22 protein-coding genes are annotated in these 23,718 nt (G+C 69.1%); 11 read left to right on the top strand and 11 right to left on the bottom strand.

Annotated features, from left to right (window positions below; translation table 11 throughout):
* The 6 genes from M2421_RS18610 to gloA all read right to left on the bottom strand — a co-directional run bounded on the left by M2421_RS18610 (window position 1) and on the right by gloA (window position 6,071).
* A complete protein-coding gene (locus tag M2421_RS18610) occupies window positions 1-1,017 on the bottom strand; it encodes a 3-oxoacyl-[acyl-carrier-protein] synthase III C-terminal domain-containing protein (RefSeq protein WP_259209614.1) in 1,017 nt (338 codons plus the stop codon).
* 134 nt (window positions 1,018-1,151) lie between these two features.
* The gene (locus M2421_RS18605; protein WP_259209611.1) at window positions 1,152-2,603 is read right to left on the bottom strand and encodes a UdgX family uracil-DNA binding protein; all 1,452 of its coding nucleotides are present in this window, start codon (window positions 2,601-2,603) and stop codon (window positions 1,152-1,154) included.
* Window position 2,604: 1 nt separating this feature from the next.
* Entirely contained in the window at window positions 2,605-3,903 is a 1,299-nt protein-coding gene (locus M2421_RS18600; RefSeq protein WP_259209609.1) for a putative DNA modification/repair radical SAM protein, read from the bottom strand.
* 76 nt (window positions 3,904-3,979) lie between these two features.
* Window positions 3,980-4,825: a hypothetical protein gene (locus M2421_RS18595; protein WP_259209607.1), complete on the bottom strand. Its 846-nt coding sequence runs from the start codon at window positions 4,823-4,825 to the stop codon at window positions 3,980-3,982.
* Window positions 4,826-4,949: 124 nt separating this feature from the next.
* Entirely contained in the window at window positions 4,950-5,378 is a 429-nt protein-coding gene (locus M2421_RS18590; RefSeq protein ID WP_259209605.1) for a VOC family protein, read from the bottom strand.
* 165 nt (window positions 5,379-5,543) lie between these two features.
* Window positions 5,544-6,071, bottom strand: coding sequence for a lactoylglutathione lyase (gene gloA, locus M2421_RS18585; protein WP_259209603.1), 528 nt, complete (start codon window positions 6,069-6,071; stop codon window positions 5,544-5,546).
* A gap of 111 nt (window positions 6,072-6,182) precedes the next feature.
* Here gloA and M2421_RS18580 point away from each other — a divergent pair, with 111 nt between their 5' ends.
* Window positions 6,183-7,295, top strand: a complete 1,113-nt coding sequence (locus tag M2421_RS18580) for a PLP-dependent cysteine synthase family protein (protein WP_259209599.1) — start codon at window positions 6,183-6,185, stop codon at window positions 7,293-7,295.
* A 119-nt stretch (window positions 7,296-7,414) separates the two neighbouring features.
* On the opposite strand, the gene M2421_RS18575 is transcribed toward M2421_RS18580, so the two are convergent.
* Window positions 7,415-7,810, bottom strand: coding sequence for a hypothetical protein (locus M2421_RS18575; RefSeq protein WP_259209596.1), 396 nt, complete (start codon window positions 7,808-7,810; stop codon window positions 7,415-7,417).
* Between the two features lie 161 nt (window positions 7,811-7,971).
* Here M2421_RS18575 and M2421_RS18570 point away from each other — a divergent pair, with 161 nt between their 5' ends.
* Entirely contained in the window at window positions 7,972-10,008 is a 2,037-nt protein-coding gene (locus M2421_RS18570; RefSeq protein WP_259209594.1) for a M3 family metallopeptidase, read from the top strand.
* A gap of 809 nt (window positions 10,009-10,817) precedes the next feature.
* On the opposite strand, the gene M2421_RS18565 is transcribed toward M2421_RS18570, so the two are convergent.
* Window positions 10,818-11,618, bottom strand: coding sequence for an SDR family oxidoreductase (locus tag M2421_RS18565; protein WP_259209591.1), 801 nt, complete (start codon window positions 11,616-11,618; stop codon window positions 10,818-10,820).
* Entirely contained in the window at window positions 11,609-12,202 is a 594-nt protein-coding gene (locus M2421_RS18560) for a DUF1415 domain-containing protein (RefSeq protein ID WP_259209588.1), read from the bottom strand. Before M2421_RS18560 ends, M2421_RS18565 begins: the two co-directional genes overlap by 10 nt.
* Window positions 12,203-12,442: 240 nt before the next feature.
* Between M2421_RS18560 and M2421_RS18555 the strand changes: the two genes are divergently transcribed.
* The 3 genes from M2421_RS18555 (at window position 12,443) to M2421_RS18545 (ending at window position 16,242) form a co-directional block, all read left to right on the top strand.
* Window positions 12,443-13,909, top strand: a complete 1,467-nt coding sequence (locus M2421_RS18555) for a benzaldehyde dehydrogenase (RefSeq protein WP_259209585.1) — start codon at window positions 12,443-12,445, stop codon at window positions 13,907-13,909.
* A gap of 15 nt (window positions 13,910-13,924) precedes the next feature.
* The gene (locus M2421_RS18550) at window positions 13,925-15,052 is read left to right on the top strand and encodes an NAD(P)-dependent alcohol dehydrogenase (protein ID WP_259209583.1); all 1,128 of its coding nucleotides are present in this window, start codon (window positions 13,925-13,927) and stop codon (window positions 15,050-15,052) included.
* A gap of 89 nt (window positions 15,053-15,141) precedes the next feature.
* Entirely contained in the window at window positions 15,142-16,242 is a 1,101-nt protein-coding gene (locus M2421_RS18545; protein WP_259209582.1) for a helix-turn-helix domain-containing protein, read from the top strand.
* A gap of 100 nt (window positions 16,243-16,342) precedes the next feature.
* Here the strand turns inward: M2421_RS18545 and M2421_RS18540 are convergent, their stop codons facing one another.
* A complete protein-coding gene (locus M2421_RS18540; protein ID WP_259209580.1) occupies window positions 16,343-16,825 on the bottom strand; it encodes a YajQ family cyclic di-GMP-binding protein in 483 nt (160 codons plus the stop codon).
* A gap of 79 nt (window positions 16,826-16,904) precedes the next feature.
* Between M2421_RS18540 and M2421_RS18535 the strand changes: the two genes are divergently transcribed.
* The 4 genes from M2421_RS18535 to M2421_RS18520 all read left to right on the top strand — a co-directional run bounded on the left by M2421_RS18535 (window position 16,905) and on the right by M2421_RS18520 (window position 19,891).
* Window positions 16,905-17,801, top strand: a complete 897-nt coding sequence (locus M2421_RS18535) for a DMT family transporter (RefSeq protein ID WP_259209578.1) — start codon at window positions 16,905-16,907, stop codon at window positions 17,799-17,801.
* A gap of 141 nt (window positions 17,802-17,942) precedes the next feature.
* Window positions 17,943-18,950 carry a methionine ABC transporter ATP-binding protein gene (locus M2421_RS18530; protein ID WP_259209576.1) on the top strand — a complete coding sequence of 336 codons (1,008 nt, stop codon included), beginning with the start codon at window positions 17,943-17,945 and terminating at the stop codon, window positions 18,948-18,950.
* Window positions 18,947-19,636 (top strand): methionine ABC transporter permease, encoded by a 690-nt coding sequence (locus tag M2421_RS18525; protein ID WP_259209575.1) that lies wholly within the window; start codon window positions 18,947-18,949, stop codon window positions 19,634-19,636. The genes M2421_RS18530 and M2421_RS18525 overlap by 4 nt, the downstream gene beginning before the upstream one ends.
* Window positions 19,637-19,699: 63 nt before the next feature.
* Window positions 19,700-19,891 (top strand): hypothetical protein, encoded by a 192-nt coding sequence (locus M2421_RS18520; protein ID WP_259209572.1) that lies wholly within the window; start codon window positions 19,700-19,702, stop codon window positions 19,889-19,891.
* A 9-nt stretch (window positions 19,892-19,900) separates the two neighbouring features.
* On the opposite strand, the gene M2421_RS18515 is transcribed toward M2421_RS18520, so the two are convergent.
* Entirely contained in the window at window positions 19,901-20,506 is a 606-nt protein-coding gene (locus tag M2421_RS18515; RefSeq protein ID WP_259209569.1) for a lipocalin family protein, read from the bottom strand.
* A gap of 161 nt (window positions 20,507-20,667) precedes the next feature.
* Between M2421_RS18515 and M2421_RS18510 the strand changes: the two genes are divergently transcribed.
* Window positions 20,668-21,027: a hypothetical protein gene (locus tag M2421_RS18510; protein ID WP_259209568.1), complete on the top strand. Its 360-nt coding sequence runs from the start codon at window positions 20,668-20,670 to the stop codon at window positions 21,025-21,027.
* A 34-nt stretch (window positions 21,028-21,061) separates the two neighbouring features.
* Window positions 21,062-23,155, top strand: a complete 2,094-nt coding sequence (locus M2421_RS18505) for a prolyl oligopeptidase family serine peptidase (protein WP_259209566.1) — start codon at window positions 21,062-21,064, stop codon at window positions 23,153-23,155.
* Window positions 23,156-23,718 lie beyond the last annotated feature (563 nt).

Here is a 23,718-nt window from a genome sequence, read left to right as displayed (position 1 = left end):
TCAGTACCGCAGCACTGCGCCGGCAAAGGACAGGCCAGCCCCGGAGCCGACCATCGCAAACAGCTGGCCGCGACGCAGGTCGCCGGCGGTGATCGCGTGGTGCAGTGCCAGGGGAATGGAGGCCGCCATCTGGTTGCCGTGGGTCTGCAGGATCCGCACCAGCGAGCCGGGCGGCAGCCGCAGCGCGCGTTGCAGGTGGTCCAGCGCCTTGGCACTGGCCTGGTGCGGCACCAGCAACGGCACCTGGTCGACGGTCACGCCCGCGCGCTGGAACAGCGTCTGCATGAAGCCGGGCAGTTTCTGCGCGGCCAGCCGGTAGGTGGAGCGCCCGGACATCTCAAAGTGCGAGGCAGCGGCGAACGCTTCGGCGCCGTCGGCCAGGCGCACGCGCGTACCGCCGGCGCGGACCTGGCAGAACTCGGTGCCTTCGCTGAAGGTTTCCATGTGCGAGGCGAGCAGGCACGACCCGGTGTCGTCCTCGCTGGCCTCGACGATCACCGCCGCGCCACCGTCGCCGAACAACGCCGCCGTATCGGTGTCGTCCCAGTTGAGCCCGGCCGAGGCAACTTCGCCGGCCACCAGCAGCGCGCGCCGGAAGCGCCGGGTGACCAGGGTTGCCGCGACCAGGTCCAGGGCGACCAGGAAGCCCAGGCAGGTGGCATTGACGTCGAAGGCGGGGATGCCGCTGCCGGCCAGGCCCAGCCGCCGCTGTACCAGCGCGGCCGTGCAGGGGATGGCCTGTTCCATGACGCCGCCGACACTGATCACCACGTCGACCTGGTCGGCACGCAGCCCGGCACGCTGCAATGCGTCCTGCGCGGCGTGTGCGGCCATCATCGAGGCGGATTCGTCGGGACCGGCGAAATGGCGGTAATCGATGCCGGCATGGCGCCGGGTCCAGCCGGCAGGCTTGCCCCAGCGCTGGTCGAACGTGCTCGACTCGATGCGGCGCGACGGGATGTACTCGCCGGTCGCCACGATGCGCAGCGGGATGGGGCGGGGGAAGTCGTGATCCATTCGAGCCGTCGCCTCGCAGGAAATTGCGCGGCCTTGTTCGATGGAGCGAACCACGGCACGCGGTAGCTGCAGGGTGCAACCGACGGTGCGAAGGGTAGCAAATGGAGGCGGGATCGGCGGCAGGCGTCGGCGGCTCAGGTGACCGGGTCGGCGCTGTCGCCTGCGCGCGGCAGCCTGGCGAGGTCATCCAGCAGCAACCGGTACGCGGCGTCGCGCGCGGTGCCGGCCGGTTGCCGCAGCACCCACGCCGGGTGCACCGTCGCGAAAGCGCGCGTGCCGTCTTCCAGCGCATGCCAGCGGCCATGGTTGTCCATCAGCTTGAACCCCGCCCCGAACACCGCCGTGGCGGCGCTGGCCCCCAGGCACACGATCACCGCCGGGCGCACCTGCTCGATCTCGCGCAGCAGCCACGGGCGGCAGGCGTTGATATGGGTCACCTGCGGCGTGCTGTGGATGCGCCGCTTGCCACGCCGCTCGAAACGGAAGTGCTTGACCGCGTTGGTCAGGTACAGCGTGCTGCGATCAATGCCCAGTTCGCCCAGGGCCTGGTCCAGCAACTGGCCGGCGGGGCCGACGAAGGGATGCCCACTGAGGTCCTCGGCATCGCCGGGCTGCTCGCCCACCAGCATCACCTTGGCATCGCGTGGCCCCTCGCCGAAGACGGTCTGGGTGGCCGGCTCCCACAACGGGCAGCGGCGGCAGGCGGCGGCCGCCGTGCGCAGCGCGTCCAGGTCGTCGCCCGTGGCGGTGGCCGGCCCGCGCAGGGCGATGCTGCGCTCGGGGATACGGCGTTGCGGGGCCTGCGCGGCACGGTCGTGCATGTCCTGCACGCGGTCGCCGGCATCGCGCACCAGGGCGGGCAACAAGGTGGCCTCGGGCAGGTGCTTCCAGTATCGGGCCGGCATCTCCTGCTGCATCATCCGCGTGTTGAGCCGGGCCGGGTTGAAGATGTTGGCGTAGTAGGTGCGCCACAGCGCTTCGCGCGCATCCTCGAGGGGGGCATCGGCCTGGCGGCCGCCCGCGCCGAACGACAGTGCCTGCCCGTCCCAGCGCACGCTGCGCGAGGGGGTCAGGATCGCCCAGCGCATGCCGGTGAAGCGGCGGGCGAAGAAGGGCGCGACGCGGTCCACGATGTGGTGCTCCGGCTCGAACCAGGCGATGAAGGCATCCTGCTCGCCCGGCACTTCGCGGAAGCGCACGAAGGCCTTCATCTTGTGCGTGTCGCGGCGGACCGCCTGGGCCAGCGCCATCGCGCGCAGCACGTCCGGGTCGGTAGGGTTGGACAGCAGGCCGCGCTCGCCGCGGGCGATCCGCCACAACAGCCGGTACAGCAACGGCAGCCGCTGCGGATCGCGATGGCACAGGCAGGTGGCGGCCAGCTCGACGAAGGCCTTGGATACGTAAGTGGGCGCGTCGCCGGCGTCCTCGCTCGCCGGCAGCGGCGGCGCGTCGAGCAGGGAGTGCTCCTGGTCCTGCAGCCAGTCCAGCTGCTCCGGCGCCACGCCCCGGCGCAGCGCCAGGCGCGCGGCGTCGCGCCAGGCATCGAGCGACCACGCCGGGTCGATGCGCACCGTCCAGCGTGCCATCTCAGTGCGCGGCAGGGCTGTCGAACAGGGAGCCCTGTTTCGGCGGCGGCGCCAGCCGCGCACGCAGCGTGGCGGGGTCGTCCAGCTGCTTGCGCGGGTGGTGGTCGGCCAGTTGCACGAACGGCAGCAGCTTGCTCATCGGCGCGCGCAACCGCGCCACGTCGGCCACGCGCAGGCGCACCTGGCGGCGTGCCATCAACACCCGCTTGACGTTGCGCACGCCCAGCCCGGGCACGCGCAGCAGCAGTTCCTTGGGGGCCAGGTTGAGGTCGACCGGGAAGCGCTCGGGATGACGGATCGCCCAGGCCATCTTGGGGTCGATGTCCAGGTCGAGCATGCCGCCCTGGGTGGTATCGGTGATCTCTTCCACGCCATAGCCGTAGAAACGCAGCAGCCAGTCGGCCTGGTACAGCCGGTGTTCGCGTGCGAGTGGGGGCGCCTGCAGCGGCAGGATCCGACTGGCATTGGGTATCGGGCTGAAGGCCGAGTAGTACACCCGGCGCATGCGGTAGTTGCCGTACAGGTTGTCGGCGGCGGTGAGGATCTGCTGGTCGCTGGCGCCGTCGGCCCCCACGATCATCTGCGTACTCTGGCCGGCGGGCGCGAATTTCGGCGGGCGCGGCCGCGCACGCGATACACGGGGCGCGGGCGTGGCGATGGCACCGGCGGCCGCATCGCCCTTCCGGGCCTCCTTCGCCTCTTCGATCCGCCAGCGCAGTTCACCCATCGCGCCGCGGATGGAGGGTAGCGATTTCTCCGGCGCGAAGCTGGCCAGGCCCGCCTCGGTGGGCAACTCGATGTTGATCGACAGCCGATCGGCGTAGCGACCTGCAGCGGCCAGCAGCTCCGGCGACGCTTCGGGGATGGTCTTGAGGTGGATGTAGCCGGCGAAGCGGTGTTCTTCGCGCAGCACGCGTGCCACCTCGACCATGCGCTCCATGGTGTAGTCCGCGTTGCGGATGATGCCGCTGGAGAGGAACAACCCTTCGATGTAGTTGCGCTTGTAGAAGTCCATGGTCAGCGCGACCACCTCGTCCACGCTGAATCGCGCGCGCTGCACGTTGCTGGACACGCGGTTGACGCAGTACGCGCAGTCGTAGATGCAGAAATTGGTCAGCAGGATCTTCAGCAGCGACACGCAGCGGCCATCGGGCGTGTAGCTGTGGCAGATGCCGGGGCCATCGGTGCTGCCGATGCCACCGGACGCGCGCGAATCGCGTCGTCCCGCGCCACTGGAGGCACAGGACGCGTCGTATTTGGCGGCATCGGCCAGGATCGCCAGTTTGCGTATGGTCTCCATGCGCAAACGCTAGGGCAGGGCAGTCTCATCCTGTGAGATCGCCCGTACGGAAGATGAAGAGTTCATCTTCAGCGGTTCAGGGATGCGCGTCGAACCAGGCCACGATGCGGGCGGGCGAGCTGGCAAACCACGCATGTGCCCCCAGTGATTCGGTGTACAGCGCGGTCTCGATCCCCTGCGCCTGCAGGCGGCCGTAATACGCGTTCATCGTCCGCCACGGCACCACCGGATCGATGAAGCCGTGCAGGAACAGGGTCGGCGGATGGTCGGCCGGCAGCACGTCGGGTACGGTGCACATCGGCCCGCCGCAGGTGGCATACGACCCGGATTGCACCGCCAGCGCGCGGAACTCGCCGGGGAAGGACACCGCCATGCGGCTGGTGTTGTAGCCGCCGCTGGAAATGCCGGTGGCATACCGGCGCAGCGGATCGAGCGGGCCGAACGTGCCGGCGGCGATCGCATCGAACACGTTGCCGAGGAAGTCGTAGTCGGTGCCCAGCTCATAGGTGCTGGACAACCCGGGCAGGTTGGTCTGCCAGAACAGATCGGCCGGTGCGGCGGGCGCGACCACCGCATAGCCGTGGTCGAGCAGGCGCTGGACCAGCTTGCCTTCATGGAAACCGCCAAACGGGTCGCTGTCGGCGTAATGGAAGTCGTCCAGCGCGAAGAACGAGCCCTGGTAGAGCAGCACCACCGGCCAGCCCCGGGCCGGTGGCGTGCCGACCGGCAGTTGGTAGGTGACCCGCCGCTGCCCCACGACACCCGAATCGATCCACGCGGTCTGATGGGTGCAGCTGACTTCCGCTGGCCGCAGCAGCGTGCGCGCCCGTTCGGTGCAGCGCGATTGCGCCAGTGCGCTGCTCCATGGCAACGCCAGCAGGCACAGCAGCAGGATCAAAGGACGACGACCAAACCGATGCATGCCGAGCTCCCTGCCAGGCCGCGTTGGTGGACGCGGCGTTCCAGATCGCAGGCCGGGCATTCCCCGGCCGCCCCGTTGCACCGGCATTCCAGCATGCCGGCGTGAACGCGGCGCGAGCGCGAGGCTAGAAGGTGACTTTCACCGAATCGGCGCTGTAGGTGGCCGGGCCATGGAACACCACTTCGATGTTGTTGCCGTCCGGGTCGAGCGCGAACGCGGCGTAGTAGCCGGGGTGGTAGGGGCGTTCGCCCGGCGCGCCGTTGTCCTTGCCACCGCTGGCCAGGGCGGCGCTGTGGAAGGCGGCCACGGTGGCGCGGTCACGCGCCTGGAAGGCGAGGTGGTGGCGGCCGGTGAGCTGGCCGGCGGCGGCCTCGCTGTCGGCGCTGGAAATGAACAGTTCGTCAGCCCAGAAGTAGGTGTCGCCCTCGCCGCCGATGGGGATGCCGAGGGTGTCGAACACGGCCTGGTAGAAGCGGCGGCTGGCCGGCAGGTCCCTGACCACCAGTTGCAGGTGGTCGATCAGGCGGCCGCGATGCAGGTCCATGGTTTCCATGCGCACTCCACAGGTTGGGCGGTCGCGCAGGTATACCACCGGCACGCGAGGCGGGCGTTGCCGCCCCGTGCACCTTGCTGACCACGTCGCCGCGTACCGTCCAGCGACGTGGCGCCCATCGGCCGGCACCCGCGCCCAGGCGTGTACCGGCCCATCGCGCGGGGCTCAGGCGATCGGGCTGTTGGAGATGATCTCCACCCAGTAGCCGTCCGGGTCCTTGATGAAGGCCAGGTGCTTCATGCGGCCGTCTTCCAGGCGCTTCTGGTAAGGCACATCGAGGGCATCGAAGCGCTTGCAGGCGGCCTGGATGTCCGGCACGGACACGCAGATATGGCCGAAACCGCGCGGGTCGCTGTTGCCGTCGTGGTAGACCGGGCCGTCCTGGGTCTCGGTGCCATGGTTGTGGGTGAGTTCCAGCACGCCGGGAATGCCGGCCATCCACACCCGGCGCGCATCGTCGCCTTCCGGGATGACCGTGCCGGCCGGCAGCAGGGCCAGGAAGTACAGGCTGAACTGGGCCTCGGCGAAGTCGCGCTGGTCGATCAGGCGGAAGCCGAGCACGCGGGTGTAGAAGTCCAGCGACGCGGCGCTGTCCTTGACGCGCAGCATGGTGTGGTTGAACACGAAACCGGTGGTTTCGGCCGGCACCTCGGCGGCGACGCCGGGCTGGGACTGCAGGGAAGCAAGGCTCATGGGGGATCCTGGGGCAGCGGGGGCCGCGGAAATCACGGCCGTCGGCCCCCATTTTAGCGGAGTGGTCGCAAGGCGACGTAGAATGCTGCGTCTCCTTGCACAGTCCTGGCCATGTCGCAGCGTGAATGGGTGGCTGCCGCCATCCGCAAGATCGAAGCCGATTTCAACCGTTCGGCCGACACCCATCTGATCCCGATGGACCTGCCCGGGCATCCTGGCATCGACCTGTACTTCAAGGACGAATCCAGCCACCCCACCGGCAGCCTCAAGCACCGCCTGGCGCGCTCGCTGTTCCTGTATGCGCTGGCCAATGGCTGGCTGCGCGAGGGGCGCCCGGTGATCGAGGCGTCCAGCGGCTCCACCGCCGTGTCCGAGGCGTATTTCGCGCGCCTGCTGGGGCTGCCGTTCATCGCGGTGATGCCGGCCACGACCTCGCCGGAAAAGATCGCCGCGATCGAGTTCCATGGCGGCCGCTGCCACCTGGTCGAACGCGCCTGCGACCTGAACTGCGATTCGGAAACGTTGGCCCGCGAGACCGGCGGCCACTTCATGGACCAGTTCACCTACGCCGAGCGGGCCACCGACTGGCGTGCCAACAACAACATCGCCGAATCCATCTTCAAGCAGATGGCCGAGGAGCCGCACCCGGTGCCGGAATGGATCGTGTGCAGCCCGGGCACCGGCGGCACCGCGGCCACGCTTGGTCGCTACGTCAGCTACCGCCGGCACGACACCCGGATCCTGTGCGCGGACCCGGAAATCTCGGTGTTCTACGACGGCTACTGCGCCGCGCTGGCCGGCCAGCCGTGGCGCGAGCTGACCTGCAGCGGCGGTTCGCGGGTGGAAGGCATCGGCCGGCCGCGGGTGGAGTCGAGCTTCATCCCGACCAGCGTCGATGCGATGGTCAAGGTGCCCGATGCGCTGAGCCTGGCCGCGATGCGGCATGTGAGCCGGCAGCTGGGGCGCCGCGTCGGCGGCTCCACCGGGACCAACTTCATCGGCGTGCTGCAGGCCGCCGAGCTGATGCGCCAGGCCGGCCGCAGCGGCTCGATCGTGACCATCCTGTGCGACAGCGGCGAGCGCTATGCGCACAGTTACTACAACCCGGACTGGTATCCCAGGCAGGGGATCGACGTGGACCAGACCGATGCGGTGATCGCCGCGGCGGTGGCCGGGCAGGGCTTGCCTGCGTTGCCCTGCGCGTCGCTTGAGGCGCTGTATTGAGGTGTAGAGCCGACCGTTGGTCGGCTGCCCGCCAAACGGGTTCCGTGAACCTCACCGCCTAGCGCAACGTCCATCGCAACCTCTAGTGCAGCCGACCAACGGTCGGCTCTACGTGGGCTTCAGCCGGTCAGGGACTGGTAGGCATCCAGCACTGTATCGCGGAGCACCGGCGGCAGCGTCTCGTAGGTGGCGGCCAGGTCGTCGAACTGCAGGGCCAGGTCCACGCCCACGCGCTGGCCCGCATGCACGGCCAGCAGCACCAGCAGCGTGCACATCACGAACTCGCGCTCGTGCCCGGGTTCGCAGCGCGCCGCGCCGCGCTCGATCACTTCGTAGGGGTACCAGAGCTGGTCGTCCTGCAGCAGCCCGCGCTGCGCGCCGACCACGTGCTGCAGGGCCGCGCGATGGCGGGCCTGTTCGTCGGCCTGGCCCAGCGCGGCGATCCAGTCCAGTTCGGCGTGGCTGGCGGTGCCGATCAACGCGAATGCCGGCAGTGCGTGGGTGATTCCGTCCATGGGCGCTCCGCGACACCGGCGTGGGAAACCGCAGCGTCGGCCCGCACCCGTCTGCCGCGCGTGAACATCGGCCGCCCGGGCTGCCCGCGAGGGGTTGCGCGGGCCCGGGGGCGATGCCATATCGTGGGGGAATGCCGCTGCCGCGGCCCCGTTGTCTGGAGATGCCTGTGACCCCCACCAACCCCCTGCTCGATTTTTCCGGCCTGCCGCGTTTCGACGCGATCCAGCCCGAGCACATCGCCCCGGCCATCGACGCGCTGCTGGCCGACGCCGACGCTGCGGTGAAGGCAGCAGAGACCGTCAGCCCGGTCACCTGGGCCAGTTTCGTGGTGCCGCTGGACGATGCCACCGAGCGTTTGTGGCGGGCCTGGGGCCAGGTAGGCCACCTGCAGGGCGTGGTCAACACCCCGGCGCTGCGCGAGGCCTACAACGCCAACCTGCCCAAGGTGACCCGCTTCGGCAGCGCGCTGGGCCAGAACCTGGCGCTGTTCCAGCAGTACCGCGCGCTGGCGGCCGCCCCGGAGGCGGCGCACTACGATGACGCCCAGCGCAAAGTGCTGGACAACGCCCTGCGCGATTTCCGCCTGGGTGGCGCCGAGCTGGATGACGCGGGCAAGGCGCGCTTCAGTGCGATCAAGGAAGCGCTGTCGGCGCTGTCGGCAACGTTCTCGCAGAACGTGCTGGATGCGACCGATGCCTGGTCGCTGCATGTCGACGATCGGGCTGAACTGGCCGGGCTTCCCGACGATGTGATCGCCGCGGCGCGGGCGGCGGCGGAGAAGGATGGTCTTCCCGGCTGGAAGCTCACCCTGCAGATGCCGTGCTACCTGCCGGTGCTGACCTATGCCACGCATCGCCCGCTGCGCGAAGCGCTGTACCGCGCCAACGCGTTGCGCGCCTCCGAGTTCGGCGATCCCGCGTGGGACAACAGCGCCAACATCGATCGCGTGCTGGCACTGCGTGCCGAGCTGGCTGCGCTGCTGGGCTTTGCCAACTACGCCGAGTACTCGATCGCCACCAAGATGGCCGAAGACGCGCCGCAAGTGCTGGGCTTCCTGCGCGACCTGGCCGCGCGCGCCAAGCCGCACGCGCAGCGCGACCGTGCCGAACTGGACGCGTTCGCGCGCGACACGCTGGGGCTGGCCACGCTGGAGGCCTGGGACCTGGCCTTTGCCAGCGAACAACTCAAGCAGGCCCGCTACAGCTATTCGGAGCAGGAGGTGAAGCAGTACTTCACCGAGCCGAAGGTGCTGGACGGGTTGTTCAGCGTGATCCAGGGGCTGTATGGCCTGCAGGTGCAGCCGGACAGCGCGCCGGTCTGGCATCCCGACGTGCGCTTCTTCCGCCTGGTGGATGCGCAGGGCGCGCTGGTGGGCCAGTTCTACCTCGACCTGTACGCACGCGAAGGCAAGCGGGGTGGGGCGTGGATGGACGATTGCCGCAACCGCCGCGATACCGCGGCCGGCGTGCAGACCCCGTTGGTGTACCTGGTGTGCAACTTCGGCAAGGGTGCCGAGGGCAAGCCGGCCACCTTCAGCCATGACGAGGTCACCACCCTGTTCCACGAGATGGGCCATGGCCTGCACCAGCTGCTGACCCGCATCGGCGAGCTTGGCGTGGCGGGTATCAACGGCGTGGAATGGGACGCGGTGGAACTGCCGAGCCAGTTCATGGAGAACTTCTGCTGGGAGTGGGACCGCGTGCAGGGCATGACCGCCCACGTGGACAGCGGCGCGCAGCTGCCGCGCGCGCTGTTCGACCGCATGCTGGCCGCGCGCAACTTCCAGAGCGGCATGTTCACCGTGCGCCAGCTGGAATTCGCGTTGTTCGACATGCAGCTGCACAGCAGCTTCGATCCGGTCCAGGACACCGTCCTGCAGGTGCTCGAACGCGTGCGCGACGAGGTGGCGGTGAACCGTCCGCCGGCCTGGAATCGCTTCCCGCACCAGTTCAGCCACATCTTCTCCGGCGGTTACGCGGCTGGGTATTACAGCTACAAGTGGGCCGAAGTACTCAGCGCCGACGCCTATGCCGCATTCGAAGAGGCGCCGGGCCAGGTCGCCGAGACCGGCAAGCGCTTCCGCGATGAAGTGCTCTCGCGGGGCGGCAGCCGCAGTGCGGCGGAGAATTTCGCCGCCTTCCGCGGCCGCGCGCCGAGCGTGGATGCGCTGCTGCGGCACAACGGCATGGCCGGATAACCGCCGAGCCGCCAGGGTAGCGCCGAGCCATGCTCGGCTGCCCTTCATCACGGTGCCTGCCGTCGCCACGGTGTCTGCCCTTCGTTATGGGTCTGCACCGCGTCAGCCGAGCATGGCTCGGCTCTACCGGGTCGTGTGCGCCGTCCGGGCCGTACGGGGCATACGCGCCGTCGGCACGATGCGCGCCGTCCAAGCCATGCGCGGAGTCCGGGCAATGCGGGGCGTGCGCACCGTGTGGGCCATACGCACCGTGTGGGCCGTGCGCACCGTGTGGGCCATACGCGCCGTCCGGGCCGTGCGCGCCGTTCGGGCCGTGCGCACTTCCGCGATGGAGTGCTCTCACGGGGCGGCAGCCGCAGTGCGGCGGAGAATTTCGCCGCCTTCCGCGGCCGCGCGCCGAGCGTGGATGCCCTGCTGCGGCACAACGGCATGGCTGGATAACCGCCGAGCCGCCAGGGTAGCGCCGAGCCATGCTCGGCTGCCCTTCATCACGGTGCCTGCCGTCGCCACGGTGTCTGCCCTTCGTTATGGGTCTGCATCGCGTCAGCCGAGCATGGCTCGGCTCTACCGGGTCGTGTGCGTCGTGCGTGCCGTATGCGGCATGCGCGCCGTCCAAGCCATGCGCACCGTGGGCCATGCGCACCGCCGGGCCATACGCGCCGTGCGGGCCATGCGTGCCGTCGGGACCATGCGCGCCGTCCATGCCATGCGCGCCGTCCAGGCCATGCGAGCCGTCCATGCCATGCGAGCCGTCCAGGCCATGCGCGCCGTCCGAACCATGCGCACCGTCCGCGCCCTGCGGCCGGGATTCATTCTGCGTAGATCATCTTCCGGGTCATGCCGCCATCGACTACATGGTCCTGGCCGGTAATGAAGCCGGACAGGTCCGACAGCAGGAACACCGCCAGCGCGCCGATGTCACCCGGCTGGCCGACGCGGCCGGCCGGGTGTTGCGCATGGTCGCGGCGTGACAGCTTGGGCGCGCGCCGGCGGGCCGGCGCCTGCCAGGCATCGGTGGTGATCCAGCCGGGGCTGATGCTGTTGACCCGCACGGCCGGGCCTTCGCTCAACGCGAGCGCATGGGTGAAGGCGACCAGCCCGCCCTTGGCCGCGGCATAGGCTTCACTGTCCGGCTCGGACTGCCACGCACGCGTGGAGGCGATGTTGACGATGGCGCCGGCGTGCTCGCGCAATGCCGGCAGCGCATGCTTGCTGCACAGGAAGGCGCCGTGCAGGCTGGACAACCGGCGCTGCCATTCGGCCAGCGTCATCCGCGCCAGCGGCGTGCCATGGGCACTAGCGATGCCGGCGTTGTTGACCAGCCCATCGAGGCGACCGAAGCGCTTCAGCGTGGCCTTCACCAGCGCCTGCACACTGCGCTCGCTGGCCACGTCCGCGCGCTGGAACGCCGCCCGCTCGGGCAACGCCCACTCCTTCAGGCAGGCCTTGCCGGCATCGGCATCCAGGTCGGCGATCATTACGCTGCCACCGGCGCCCAGCACGGCCTGGGCAATGCCGCGGCCCACGCCTTGCGCGCCGCCGGTGACCACGACCACGCGGTCGCGCAGCGGTTGCGTGGTCCAGTCGGTGATGGCCGGGGTCAGTGGCATCGCGAGTTGTCCTTGCGCCCGAGCAGGCGCGTCCAGCCTTCCACGCCCAGCTTGTCCAGCGTCTCGATGTTGCGCTCCACGATCACGTCCGGATCCGGGAAGGCGGCCACCGCGCGTTCCACGCTGTCTTCGCGCAACAGGTGCAGGGTCGGGTAGGGCGAGCGATTGGTGTAGTTGCTCACGTCATCCGGGGCCACGCCGGCAAACTGGTACTGCGGGTGGAAGCTGGCCACCTGCAGGATGCCCTGCAGGTCCAGCGCTTCGATGGCCGCATCGGCGTTGTCGAGGAAATCGTTGTAGTCCAGGAAATCGGTCAGCACCTCGGGGTGCACGATCAGCGTGGTATCGATTTCCTCGGCCGGCGTATCGCGCAGGAGCACCAGCTCTTCGGCCAGTTCCTCCACCAGGGCCTCCGGCGTGGTCGCATCGCTGAGCACGAAGCGCACCTGGTTCTTCACGTACACCGCCTTGGCGAAGGGGCACAGGTTCAGCCCGATCACGATCTGCTCCAGCCAGGTCCGGGTTTCGGCGATGACATCGGGGCCGTCCGGGGCGCTGTCGTCGGTGAAGGCGTGGTCGTTCATGGCGGGCGGTATCGCGGGCTGGGCAGGTGATTGTACGGCGCGCGGCCGTGAGGACGTGGCCGGCCACGCCTACTGTCCATTAACTGGACACCGGTCATGCTCGAAACCCGTGTACAGGCAGGGGCTTGCGTCATGTCCGCCAACGGCCAATAGGCAGTGCGCGTGCGCAGGTATCCAATGCCTGGGTGAACCATGTGCAGGAGACGGCCCTGGCCGTCCTGCGTCAACAGGAGTCAACCGATGCAAGCAACCTCCGCCTTCCTCCCCGCCGACGTGTGGTCGGGCAAGCTGTTCGACGGTGCCTGGCAGGCCGGTGCCAGCACCCAGGACGTGATCGAGCCGGCCACCGGCACCGTCCTGGGCCGGATCGCGATGACCGATCCGGCCGGGATCGCCGCCGCCGCCGCGACCGCCGCCAAGGCCCAGCGCGAGTGGGCGGCCGCGCCCTACGAGACGCGTGCCCAGGTGCTGCGCCGTGCCGCGCAGCTGGCCGAGCAGCACAACGATGAGATCGTGCAATGGCTGGTCCGCGAAAGCGGCTCGACCCGGCTCAAGGCCGGTTTCGAGGCCAAGGTGAACACCAAGGCGCTGCATGAAGCGGCCGCGCTGCCCTCGCGCAGCATCGGCGAGGTGCTGCCGTCCGAGCCGGGCCGGCTCAACCTGGCGCGGCGCCGCCCGCTGGGCGTGGTCGGGGTGATCGCCCCGTTCAATTTCCCGCTCTACCTGGCCATGCGCGCGGTCGCCCCGGCGCTGGCACTGGGCAATGCGGTGGTGCTCAAGCCGGACCCGCGCACCGCGGTGTGCGGCGGCTTCGTCATCGCGCGCCTGTTCGAACTGGCCGGCCTGCCGGCGGGGCTGCTGCACGTGCTGCCCGGTGACGGCGCGGCGGGTGCCGCCCTCACCAGCGACCCCAACATCGCCATGATCCAGTTCACCGGGTCCACCGGCGCCGGCCGCAAGGTCGGTGAAGCGGCCGGCAAGCACCTGAAGAAGGTGTCGCTGGAGCTGGGCGGCAAGAACTCGCTGATCATCCTGGATGACGCCGACATCGACCTGGCCATCGCCAACACGGCGTGGGGCGTGTACCTGCACCAGGGCCAGATCTGCATGGCGACCGGCCGCGTGCTGGTCCAGCGCGGCATCTACGCGCGCTTCCTGGAAAAGCTGGTGGCCAAGGCCGCCTCGCTCAAGGTCGGGGACCCGGCCACCGGCGATGTGGCGATCGGCCCGCTGATCAACGCCCAGCAGCGCGACCACGCCGCCCGCCTCGTCGCCGAGGCGCAGGCCGCAGGCGCCACGCTCGCCACCGGCGGCACGTACCAGGACCTGTTCTTCGCCCCCACCGTGCTCAGCGACGTCAGCCGCGACAACCCGGCCTTCCACGAGGAAATCTTCGCGCCGGTGGCGGTGGTGGTGCCGTTCGACAGCGACGACGAGGCGGTGGAACTGGCCAACGACAGCGAATACGGCCTGTCGATGGCGATCGTGTCCAGCAACGTCGGGCGCGCGCTGAATCTGGGCGAGCGCCTGCGCACCGGGCTGCTGCACATCAACGACCAGACCGTGAACGATGAAGTGATCAACCCGTTCGGGGGCGTGGGTGCCTCCGGCAACGGCACCAGCATCGGCGGTCCGTCCAACATCGACGAGTTCACCCAGTGGCAGTGGCTGACCGTCAAGGGCGAAGCGCCCGCATACCCGATCTGAGCGAAGGAAACCGACATGAGTGCAACTGCAGAACTGCGCGACATCACCGTGGCCGTGGTGCGCGGGAAGGAACAGCCTTTCACCATCGAACCCGCGCGCATCCGCGCGCCGCAGGACGACGAGGTGCTGGTGCGGGTGATCGCCACCGGGCTGTGCCATACCGACCTGATCGTGCGTGACCAGTACTACCCCGTGCCCTTGCCGGCGGTGCTCGGCCATGAAGGCGCGGGCGTGGTCGAAGCGCTCGGCCCGGGGGTGAAGGACCTGAAGGTGGGTGACCACGTGGTGCTCACCTACGGCGCCTGCGGCCATTGCAACCCCTGCAACGGCGGCCATGGCGCGTACTGCAAGGACTTCTTCGGGCTCAACTTCGGCGGCGGCGCGCTGGACGGTTCCACCGCGATCCAGGCGCCGGACGGCACCCCGCTGCACGATCATTTCTTTGCGCAGTCCTCGTTCGCCACCTATGCGTTGAGCCGCGAGAACAACGCCATCAAGGTGCCCGACGACGCCCCGATCGAACTGCTGGGCCCGCTCGGCTGCGGCATCCAGACCGGTGCCGGGGCGGTGATCAATTCGCTCCAGGTCACCCCCGGCAGCAGCTTTGCCAGCTTCGGTGCCGGCGCGGTCGGCCTGAGCGCGGTGATGGCCGCGCGCGTGGCCGGGGCCACCACCATCATCGCCATCGACGTGGTGCCGTCGCGGCTGGCACTGGCCACCGAGCTCGGCGCCACCCACGTCATCAACAGCCGCGACGTGGACGTGGTCGACGCCGTACGCGCGATCACCGGGGGCGGTGCCAACTTCGCGCTGGAATCCACCGGCCGTCCCGAGGTGCTGGCGCAGGGCATCGAGGCGCTTGGCGGGCGCGGGGTGATCGGCGTGGTCGGTGCGCCCAAGCTCGGCACCAAGGCCGAGTTCGACGTCAACAACCTGCTGCTCGGCGGGCGCAGCATCCGCGGCATCGTCGAGGGCGACAGCGTGCCCAAGGTGTTCATTCCGCAGTTGGTGCAGCTTTACCAGCAGGGCCGTTTCCCGTTCGACAAGCTGGTGAAGTTCTATCCGCTGGACCAGATCAACCAGGCCGCCGAAGACAGCACCCGTGGCATCACCCTCAAGCCGATCCTGACCATCGGCAAGTGAAACGCACCGTCGCAGGTCCACGGGCCTGCGACGGTGCGGTCAGTCAGCATCACGGGTGTACGCTCCAGGTCCGGTTTGGAGGAACACCCATGGGCGGCATGCAGCGGGAGCAGCAACTGGCATTGGCGGCCGCGCGCCAGCGTTTCGCCGACGGCGGGGCGCTGGCCGAGTCGCTGCTGGCGCCGTCGGTGCAGCGCTCGTGGGAGCGCTCGCGGCAGGCCGGGGTGCAGCCCCGGCAGGAGCCGCACTACGCGCCCCTGGCCGCCGCCGGCCCGCGCCTGGAGGCCCCGGCCGACCGCCGCCTGGCCCGCTGCGTGCGCGACGACCTGGACCATCTCTGGGCCGCCTTCGGTGGACGCCAGTGGACCTTGTTCTGCGTCAACGCCGACGGCATGGTGGTGGCCCAGCGCGAGCATGGCCTGGCCGATGTGCCGGTGCTGCGCCCGATCCAGGTCGGGCGGCGCCTGCGCGAGATCGACATCGGGACCACCGCGCCGGCCTGCAGCCTGGCCGACGACACCCCGGCGCTGGTGCGCGGCAACGAGCACTACCTGGACCGCTTCGCCGCGGTGTTCTGCCTGAGCGTGCCGCTGCATGGGCTGGATGGCGAAGTGCTCGGCGCGCTGGACATCACCGGTACCGGCGAGCGCGATGCGGAGCTGCTGCATGGCTATTTCCGCCAGGCCGCGCTGTCCACCGAGAACCGGCTGATGGTCGAGCACCGGCCCTGCCACCTGCTGGCCGTGCAGCACGACGCGCGCTGGCTGCAGTCGCCATTGCAGGGACTGCTGGCGATCGAGGAGGACGGGCGCGTGCGCGCGGCCAACCGGGTGGCGCGACGCCTGTTCGGCCTGCCGCGTCGCGGGCCGTTGCCGCTGCTCACCCTGCACGGCCTGTTCGCCGGCGCCAGCGTCCACCAGCGCCGCCGCCTGCTGCTGGCCGGCCCGGCACATCGGGTGCGGCTGGACGAAGACCACGCGGTCTACGTGCAGTACCTACGGGGGCCGCTGGCCGCGCGGGCAGGGCGGGGCACGACGGCCACCGCGCGGGGGGGCGGCATGCCGTCGCTGCGGGCACAGGGCACGCAGGCCGTGCGAGACGCCGTGACGGCGCACGAGGGCAACATCGCCGCCGCGGCACGCCAGCTGGGGATCTCGCGGACCACGTTGTACAAGCACCTGCGCGGGTAGCGGCGCGGGGGTGCCGGCCCACGGCCGGCATCACCGGATCCGCGCGACCGGCCGGTAGTGCCGGCCGTTGGACGGCGCCACGCGGCCGATCGGCGTTGGATCAATCGCGGAAATTATCGAACTGCAGCGGAACCTCGAAGGTCTCCTTCCTCAGCAGCGCCATCGCGTCCTGCAGGTCATCGCGCTTCTTGCCGGTCACCCGCAGCTTGTCGCCGTTGATCTGGCTATCCACCTTCAGCTTGGCTTCCTTGATCTTCGCCGCGATTTTCTTGGCCACCTTCTGCTCGATACCCTGCTTGACCGTGATCTTCTGGCGCGCACCGGCCAGATTGGATTCGATATCGCCGAACTCCAGGCACGCCGCGTCGATCTTCCGCGCGGTCAGCCGCTGGCGCAGGATGTCGGTCATCTGCTGCAACTGGAAGTCACTCGGCGCGGACTGGGTGATCACGCTGTCTTCCAGCACGAACTTCGCCTCCACCCCCTTGAAATCGAAGCGCGTGGACAGCTCGCGGTTGGCCTGGTCGACCGCATTGGTCAACTCGTGGATGTCGACTTCGGAAACAACGTCAAAAGAGGGCATGGGCGAAACTCCAGCGGGTGAATGCCCACATTCTATCAAGCCACCGTGGACGCCCCGGCCATGCCGGTGATAATGGGCCATGGACATGCAGAAATCCCCCACCCGTGCCGTCGCCTGGATGCTGATGGCGGTCGCCTGCTTCTCGCTGATGGACGCCGGCATGAAGCAGCTCTCGGCCAGCTATCCCACCCTGCAGGTCACCTTCCTGCGCGGCGCGGCCTCGCTGCCGTTCGTGCTGGTCTGGGTGCTGGCCACCGCCGGCCCGCGCTCGCTGGTGCCCCGGCGCTGGGCCCTGCACCTGCTGCGCGGCGTGCTCGGCATGGCCATGATCGGCTGCTTCGTCTACGCCCTGCGCAGCCTGCCGCTGTCCACCGCCTACACGATCTACTTCGTCGCCCCGCTGCTGATCGCCGCGCTGTCGGTGCCGTTGCTGGGCGAGCACGTCGGCCCGCGCCGCTGGATCGCCATCGGCATCGGCCTGGTCGGGGTGCTGGTGGTGCTGCGCCCGGGCGTGGGCGGCTTCATCTCGGTGCCCGGGTTGATGGTGCTGCTGGCGGCGACCGCCTACGCGGTGGCTGCGATCACCGTCAGCATGCTCACCCGCACCGATACCCCGCAGTCGATGGTGGTGTGGTTCCTGGTGATCATGGCCGTGGGTGCCGGGCTGTTGGCCATCCCCGACTGGCAGCCGTTGCAGCTCGGCCACGCCGCGCTGATCGCCGGCATGGGCCTGGCCGGGGCCGGCGGGCAGGTTGCGCTGACCCGGGCCTTCCAGCTGGGCGAGGCCTCGCTGATCGCGCCGCTGGAATACACCGGGCTGGTCTGGGTGATCGGCTGGGACCTGCTGTTCTGGGGCGCGCTGCCGGACGGGGCGACCTGGCTGGGCGCGGCGATCATCGTCGCCTCCGGCCTGTACCTGCTGCACCGCGAGCGGGTCCGCCAGGTCCAGCCGCCCAGCCCGCTGGACCACCCGTGAGCCGTGCCGGGCCCACAGCGGGCCCGATCACGTCGGCTTAGAACCAAACGGAATATCATTGCGCGCTGCCGCACGGGCCAGGGCCGTCCCGCGCTGGTAGGCTGCACGCCCCCTCCCGTCGATGCCCCGGTTGACCGCGAAGTGATCGAGTTCCAGCGCCTGCACAAATCCTATGCCGTCGGCGGCCGCGCGATTGCCGCGCTGCAGCCGCTGGACCTGACCATCGAGGCCGGCGAAGTGTTCGGCATCATCGGCCATTCCGGTGCGGGCAAGTCGACCCTGATCCGCCTGATCAACCGGCTCGAAGAACCCACCGGTGGGCGGCTGCTGATCGGGGGCGAGGACGTCACCGCGCTGGATGCCGACGGCCTGCGCGTGCTGCGCCGGAAGATCGGCATGATCTTCCAGCACTTCAACCTGCTGTCCTCGCGCACGGTGGCCGCCAACGTCGCCTTCCCGCTGGAACTGGCCGGCACCCCGCGCGCGGAGATCGATGCGCGCGTGGACGAACTGCTGCGCACCGTCGGCCTGGAAGCGCACGCCACCAAGTACCCGGCGCAGCTGTCCGGCGGCCAGAAGCAGCGCGTGGGCATCGCCCGCGCCCTGGCCACCCGCCCGCAGATCCTGCTGTGCGACGAGGCCACCAGCGCGCTGGACCCGCAGACCACCGCCTCGGTGCTCAAGCTGCTGGGCAGGATCAACCGCGAACTCGGCCTGACGATCGTGCTGATCACCCATGAGATGGACGTGATCCGCCGCGTCTGCGACCGCGTTGCCGTGCTCGATGCCGGCCACCTGGTCGAGACCGGCCCGGTCACCCAGGTGTTCCTGCACCCGCAGCACCCCACCACCCGCCGCTTCGTCAGCGAATCGGAGCAGGTGGACGAAGGCGAGCTGCACAAGGATTTCGACGCCGTCGCCGGCCGCATCGTGCGCCTCACCTTCCTCGGTGCCGATACTTACGAACCGCTGCTGGGGCGCATCGCGCGCGAGACCGGCGTGGACTACAACATCCTGTCCGGCCGCATCGACCGGATCAAGGACACGCCCTATGGCCAGCTGACGGTATCGCTGGTCGGCGGTGACGTGGCGGCCGCACAGGCCGGCTTCGTTGCCGCCGGTGTCCACCTCGAGGAGCTGCGTCGATGATCCTGGCTACCGCCGGCGGGTTCTTCCGCCACCTGGACGCAGGCAAGTGGGCCGATATCGGCCAGGCCACCCTGGATACGCTGCTGATGCTCGGCGGCTCGCTGCCGCTGACGCTGCTGATCGGCCTGCCGCTGGGCGTGCTGCTGTTCCTCACCGGTTCGCCGCAGCTGCACCGCAAGCCGGTGCTGTATGGCGCGCTGGCGCTGCTGGTCAACCTGCTGCGCTCGGTGCCTTTCATCATCCTGATGATCGTGCTGATCCCGCTCACGCTGTGGATGATGGGCACCTCGCTCGGCGTCCGCGGCGCGATCGTGCCGCTGGTGATCGGCGCGGCGCCGTTCTATGCACGGCTGGTGGAAACCGCCCTGCGCGAAGTGGACCGTGGCGTGATCGAAGCCACCCAGGCGATGGGCGCCACGACTTGGCAGCTGGTCACCCGGGTGCTGCTGCCCGAAGCGCGCCCCGGCCTGATCGCCGGCGCCACCGTGACGGTGATCGCGCTGATCGGCTTCACCGCGATGGGCGGTGCGATCGGTTCCGGCGGCCTGGGCGATCTGGCCTTCCGCGATGGCTACCAGCGCTCGCACACCGACGTGGCCCTGGTCACCGTGGTGCTGCTGCTGGTGCTGGTGCAGGTGCTGCAGATGATCGGCGACCGCCTGGTCTCGCACTACAGCCGGAAATGACCGGTCGGTACCGACCGTTGGTCGGTACGCCATGCCCAGGGCGACGTCGCATGGCCCCAAGATGTGCCGCCGACGCGATTGCACGCCATCGTGCATCAAACCCGTGGCATAACGGCGGATACCGCAGTGCGCCTGGCGCGTCATTTCGGCGGCGACGCCGCGTCGTCGCTGGCCCTCCAGGCCGAGTACGATCTGAAGACGCTGCCGACCCGTCAGGAAATCGAGCGCAGGGTGCAGCCGCGCGAGGCGGCCTGACCGCCGCCCTTACCGGACGTTCGGCACCTCATAGCCCAGCCGGTCCACCTGCTCGGGGTGCTGCGGCACGCGCTTGAGCTTGTCGGTATTGACCCCGTACTCGTCACGCAGGCGGGTAGCCAGTTCCTTGTACAGGTCCTTGTCCATGTCCGGCTTGCGCGCGAAGATCCAGGCCATTTCGCGGCCCGGGTAGCCAAGCATCGCCCACGAATAGTCCGGCGCCACTTCCAGCACGCGGGTGTGGGTGGGCACGATCTTGTAGAACCAGGTGCGCCAGTTGTGGTTGCCGCTGTCCTCGTCCACCGAGGCGCGCACGGTCAGCTGCTGCAGCGGTTCGGAGAAGCCGTTGCGGTAGCGGTAGGTGATGCTCACCTTCTGGTCGCCGCGCAGGCTGAACTCGTTGACGCTGGCCACGTGGCCGCGCTCCACCGGGTTGGGCACCCGGCCGATCACGTACCAGGTACCCATGAACCGCTGCAGGTCGATCGGGGCGCCGATGGCGTTGGCGGCCTCCGGCGCCGGGGTCGGCTTGGCCTCGTGGCGGAAGGCGCAGGCGGACAGCAGCGACAGCGTCGACAGCAACAGGAGAGCGCGAAGCGGGCGGTTCAGAGACATGCGGCAGAAGGCTCCAGTGGCTGGCACGGGCATGGTGGGTGGGACGGGGGAGAACGTCAATGGTGGCGTTCACGCTTGCCGTAGCCGCTGCGTCGGCAGGTCGCAGCCGGTGAGATGGTGGCACGGCAAGGTGACGCATCACTTTCGCACGGAGTCGTGTCATGTCCTTGTCGTCTTCGCGTCATTGCCCGCGTTCACAGCGCTCCGCGCGTGCCGGCACCTGCCCCGATCCGCAGGTGCTGCGGGCCGTACGCCAGGTGGCCCTGGCCGGCCTGGCGCTGGTCCTGGTGTGGCCGGCAGCCCGTGGCAGCAGCGAGTGGCTGGGCTGGATGCCCATGTGGCTGGTCGGCATGCCCTGCCTGGCCTGGTGGAGCCTGTACCGCTTCCGCTTGCCGCAGGCCCTGCTGCAACGCCGCAGCCGTCGCCGGCGTGGTCCGCAGGCCAGGCGCCGCACGGCGCGCATGGTCCCGCGCACCGCGCGCCCTGACCTTCGACACGGGGGCGCGGGCCAGCCCGTGTGATAGCGTCCGGGGCCTATGACTGTCTGGAGCCCCAATGTCCCGAATCGCTTCCGCCTGCCTGTTGGCAGGCCTGCTGTCCGCCACCGTGGCAGGCACCGCCATGGCCGCTGACGCCCCCGCCGACCCTTACGCCTGGCTGGAAGACGTCACCGGCGACGCGTCGCTTGACTGGGTCAAGCAGCAGAACGCCAAGTCCGAAGGGCGCCTGGCCCAGACCCCGGCGTTCAAGCAGATGGAAGCCAGCATCCGCGAGGTGCTCGATTCGGACGCCAAGATCCCCGGCGTGCAGAAGATCGGCGACTACTACTACAACTTCTGGAAGGACAAGCAGCACGAGCGCGGCCTCTGGCGCCGCACCACGCTGGCCGAGTACCGCAAGGCGTCGCCGACGTGGGAAACCGTGCTCGACCTGGACGCGCTGAACAAGGCCGAAGGCGAGAACTGGGTATGGCATGGCGCCGAGTGCCTGCGCCCGGACTACTCGCGCTGCCTGATCGCGCTGTCGCGCGGCGGTGCCGATGCCGACGTCACCCGTGAGTTCGACCTGGCCAACAAGTCCTGGATCAAGGACGGCTTCTTCCGTCCGGAATCCAAGGGCGGGCTGAACTGGATCGATCGCGACACGGTGTTCGTCTATACCGATTTCGGCGACGGCACGATGACCAGCTCCGGCTATCCGCGGGTGGCCAAGCTGTGGAAGCGCGGTACTCCGATGGCCTCGGCGAGCGTGGTCTACGAGGGCAAGCCGGATGACATGTACATCGCGGCGATGCACGACGACACGCCCGGCTACGAGCGCAACCTGGTCAGCCGCACGCTGGCCTTCTACAACAACGAGGTCTACCTGCGCGGCGACGACGGCACGCTGACCAAGATCGATGCACCCAACTCGGCCGAGAAGGGCCTGCGCAAGCAGTGGCTGACCCTGGAGCTGCGCGAGCCGTGGACGGTGGGCGGCAAGACCTACACCGCCGGTTCGCTGCTGGTGACCAAGCTGGACGATTTCATCGCCGGCAAGCGTGATTTCGAGGTGCTGTTCGCGCCGACCGAGACCACCTCGCTGGCCGGCAGCAGCTGGACCAGGAACCACCTGGTGCTGAACGTGCTGGACGACGTCAAGAGCCGCCTGAGCGTGCTGACCCCGACCGACAGCGGCTGGAAGAAGAGCGCCTTCACCGGTGCCCCGGCCTTCGGCACCGTGGCCGTGGGTGCGGTCGATGCCGATGACAGCGACGCAGTATGGATGACGGTCACCGACTACCTGACCCCGACCACGCTGGCACTGGCCGAGATCGGCAAGCAGCCGGAAGTGCTCAAGACCATGCCGGCGTTCTTCAATGCCGACGGCAAGGTGATCGAGCAGCACTTCGCCACCAGCAAGGACGGCACCCGCGTGCCGTACTTCGTGGTGCATGCCAAGGACATGAAGCTCGATGGCAGCAACCCGACCCTGCTGTACGGCTACGGTGGCTTCGAAATCTCGCTGACCCCGTCGTATTCCGGCGGCATGGGCCGGGCGTGGCTGGAGAAGGGCGGCGTGTACGTGGTGGCCAACATCCGTGGTGGTGGCGAATACGGTCCGCGCTGGCACCAGGCCGCGCTGAAGCAGAACCGGCACAAGGCGTATGAGGACATGGCGGCGGTCGCCCGCGACCTGGTGACCCGCAAGATCACCTCGGCCAAGCACCTGGGCGTGCAGGGCGGCAGCAACGGTGGCCTGCTCACCGGCAACATGCTCACCCAGTACCCGGAGCTGTTCGGGGCGGTGGTGGTGCAGGTGCCGCTGCTGGACATGAAGCGCTACAGCCACCTGCTGGCGGGCGCCTCGTGGATGGCCGAGTACGGCAATCCGGATACGGCCGACTGGTCCTACATCCAGACGTTCTCGCCGTACCACCTGTTCGATCCGGCCAAGACCTACCCGCCGGTGCTGTTCACCACCTCCACCCGCGACGACCGCGTGCATCCGGGCCATGCCCGCAAGATGGCGGCCAAGATGATCGCGGCGGGCAAGGACGTGACCTATTACGAGAACATCGAGGGCGGTCACGGCGGGGCGGCCAACAATGCGCAGGCCGCGCACATGTCGGCATTGGCCTATAGCTTCCTGTGGGAGCAGTTGCGGTAGAGTCGAGCGTTGCTCGACTGCTGGGATGGCCCATCGGCCCGGTAGCCGCAGGGAATAGCCGAAGGCATCTTCGGCCCGCCTCCGGGTGGTGGGGCGTCAGGTTGGCCTCACCCCAGTTTCAACGCCACGCAGCAATGCGTGGCGTTTTTTTTGGGGTTTTTCTTTCGCCTGCGGCGGGCTTTCAAGTGCCGAAGGCAACTGCAGGATCAACGTCAACGTCAACGTCAACGTCCACCGCTGCTCGTGTGTGCTTTCGCTGGTTTGGGCGGGTACGGGCGGGTTGGCGGGACACGCCGTAAATACATCCCTGTAGGCTCGCATGCGCCATCCATGGCGCATGACGGTCCCGCCAACCCACCCCTACCCGCCCTTGACAGTGTGCGGGTGCTCAACCAAGAAGCAGGGAAGCAAAGAGCGGTGAAGCCGGCGATGCCTTCTGCTGGCGCTTTCGCGTTGTGCCATGGCCACCGACCCGTTGTCTGGGGGGGGGGGGGGTGGGGGGGGGGGGGGGGGGCCCGGGGGCGCGAGGTTGGGGTAGGGGCCCCACACCCCCGGATGTTAAT

The organism is Stenotrophomonas sp. BIGb0135, from assembly GCF_024810105.1.
GTDB classification, from domain to species: Bacteria; Pseudomonadota; Gammaproteobacteria; order Xanthomonadales; family Xanthomonadaceae; genus Stenotrophomonas; species Stenotrophomonas maltophilia_AB.
Note: the sequence above shows the minus strand (reverse complement) of the source record. Positions and strands in the feature narration are given on the sequence as shown.

Excerpts from the sequence above, each read along its gene's own strand:
- M2421_RS18610 (WP_259209614.1), bottom strand. The coding sequence starts at position 1,017 with ATGGATCACGACTTCCCCCGCCCCATCCCGCTGCGCATCGTGGCGACC.
- M2421_RS18605 (WP_259209611.1), bottom strand. The coding sequence starts at position 2,603 with ATGGCACGCTGGACGGTGCGCATCGACCCGGCGTGGTCGCTCGATGCC.
- M2421_RS18600 (WP_259209609.1), bottom strand. The coding sequence starts at position 3,903 with ATGGAGACCATACGCAAACTGGCGATCCTGGCCGATGCCGCCAAATAC.
- M2421_RS18595 (WP_259209607.1), bottom strand. The coding sequence starts at position 4,825 with ATGCATCGGTTTGGTCGTCGTCCTTTGATCCTGCTGCTGTGCCTGCTG.
- M2421_RS18590 (WP_259209605.1), bottom strand. The coding sequence starts at position 5,378 with ATGGAAACCATGGACCTGCATCGCGGCCGCCTGATCGACCACCTGCAA.
- gloA (WP_259209603.1), bottom strand. The coding sequence starts at position 6,071 with ATGAGCCTTGCTTCCCTGCAGTCCCAGCCCGGCGTCGCCGCCGAGGTG.
- M2421_RS18580 (WP_259209599.1), top strand. The coding sequence starts at position 6,183 with ATGTCGCAGCGTGAATGGGTGGCTGCCGCCATCCGCAAGATCGAAGCC.
- M2421_RS18575 (WP_259209596.1), bottom strand. The coding sequence starts at position 7,810 with ATGGACGGAATCACCCACGCACTGCCGGCATTCGCGTTGATCGGCACC.
- M2421_RS18570 (WP_259209594.1), top strand. The coding sequence starts at position 7,972 with ATGCCTGTGACCCCCACCAACCCCCTGCTCGATTTTTCCGGCCTGCCG.
- M2421_RS18565 (WP_259209591.1), bottom strand. The coding sequence starts at position 11,618 with ATGCCACTGACCCCGGCCATCACCGACTGGACCACGCAACCGCTGCGC.
- M2421_RS18560 (WP_259209588.1), bottom strand. The coding sequence starts at position 12,202 with ATGAACGACCACGCCTTCACCGACGACAGCGCCCCGGACGGCCCCGAT.
- M2421_RS18555 (WP_259209585.1), top strand. The coding sequence starts at position 12,443 with ATGCAAGCAACCTCCGCCTTCCTCCCCGCCGACGTGTGGTCGGGCAAG.
- M2421_RS18550 (WP_259209583.1), top strand. The coding sequence starts at position 13,925 with ATGAGTGCAACTGCAGAACTGCGCGACATCACCGTGGCCGTGGTGCGC.
- M2421_RS18545 (WP_259209582.1), top strand. The coding sequence starts at position 15,142 with ATGGGCGGCATGCAGCGGGAGCAGCAACTGGCATTGGCGGCCGCGCGC.
- M2421_RS18540 (WP_259209580.1), bottom strand. The coding sequence starts at position 16,825 with ATGCCCTCTTTTGACGTTGTTTCCGAAGTCGACATCCACGAGTTGACC.
- M2421_RS18535 (WP_259209578.1), top strand. The coding sequence starts at position 16,905 with ATGGACATGCAGAAATCCCCCACCCGTGCCGTCGCCTGGATGCTGATG.
- M2421_RS18525 (WP_259209575.1), top strand. The coding sequence starts at position 18,947 with ATGATCCTGGCTACCGCCGGCGGGTTCTTCCGCCACCTGGACGCAGGC.
- M2421_RS18515 (WP_259209569.1), bottom strand. The coding sequence starts at position 20,506 with ATGTCTCTGAACCGCCCGCTTCGCGCTCTCCTGTTGCTGTCGACGCTG.
- M2421_RS18510 (WP_259209568.1), top strand. The coding sequence starts at position 20,668 with ATGTCCTTGTCGTCTTCGCGTCATTGCCCGCGTTCACAGCGCTCCGCG.
- M2421_RS18505 (WP_259209566.1), top strand. The coding sequence starts at position 21,062 with ATGTCCCGAATCGCTTCCGCCTGCCTGTTGGCAGGCCTGCTGTCCGCC.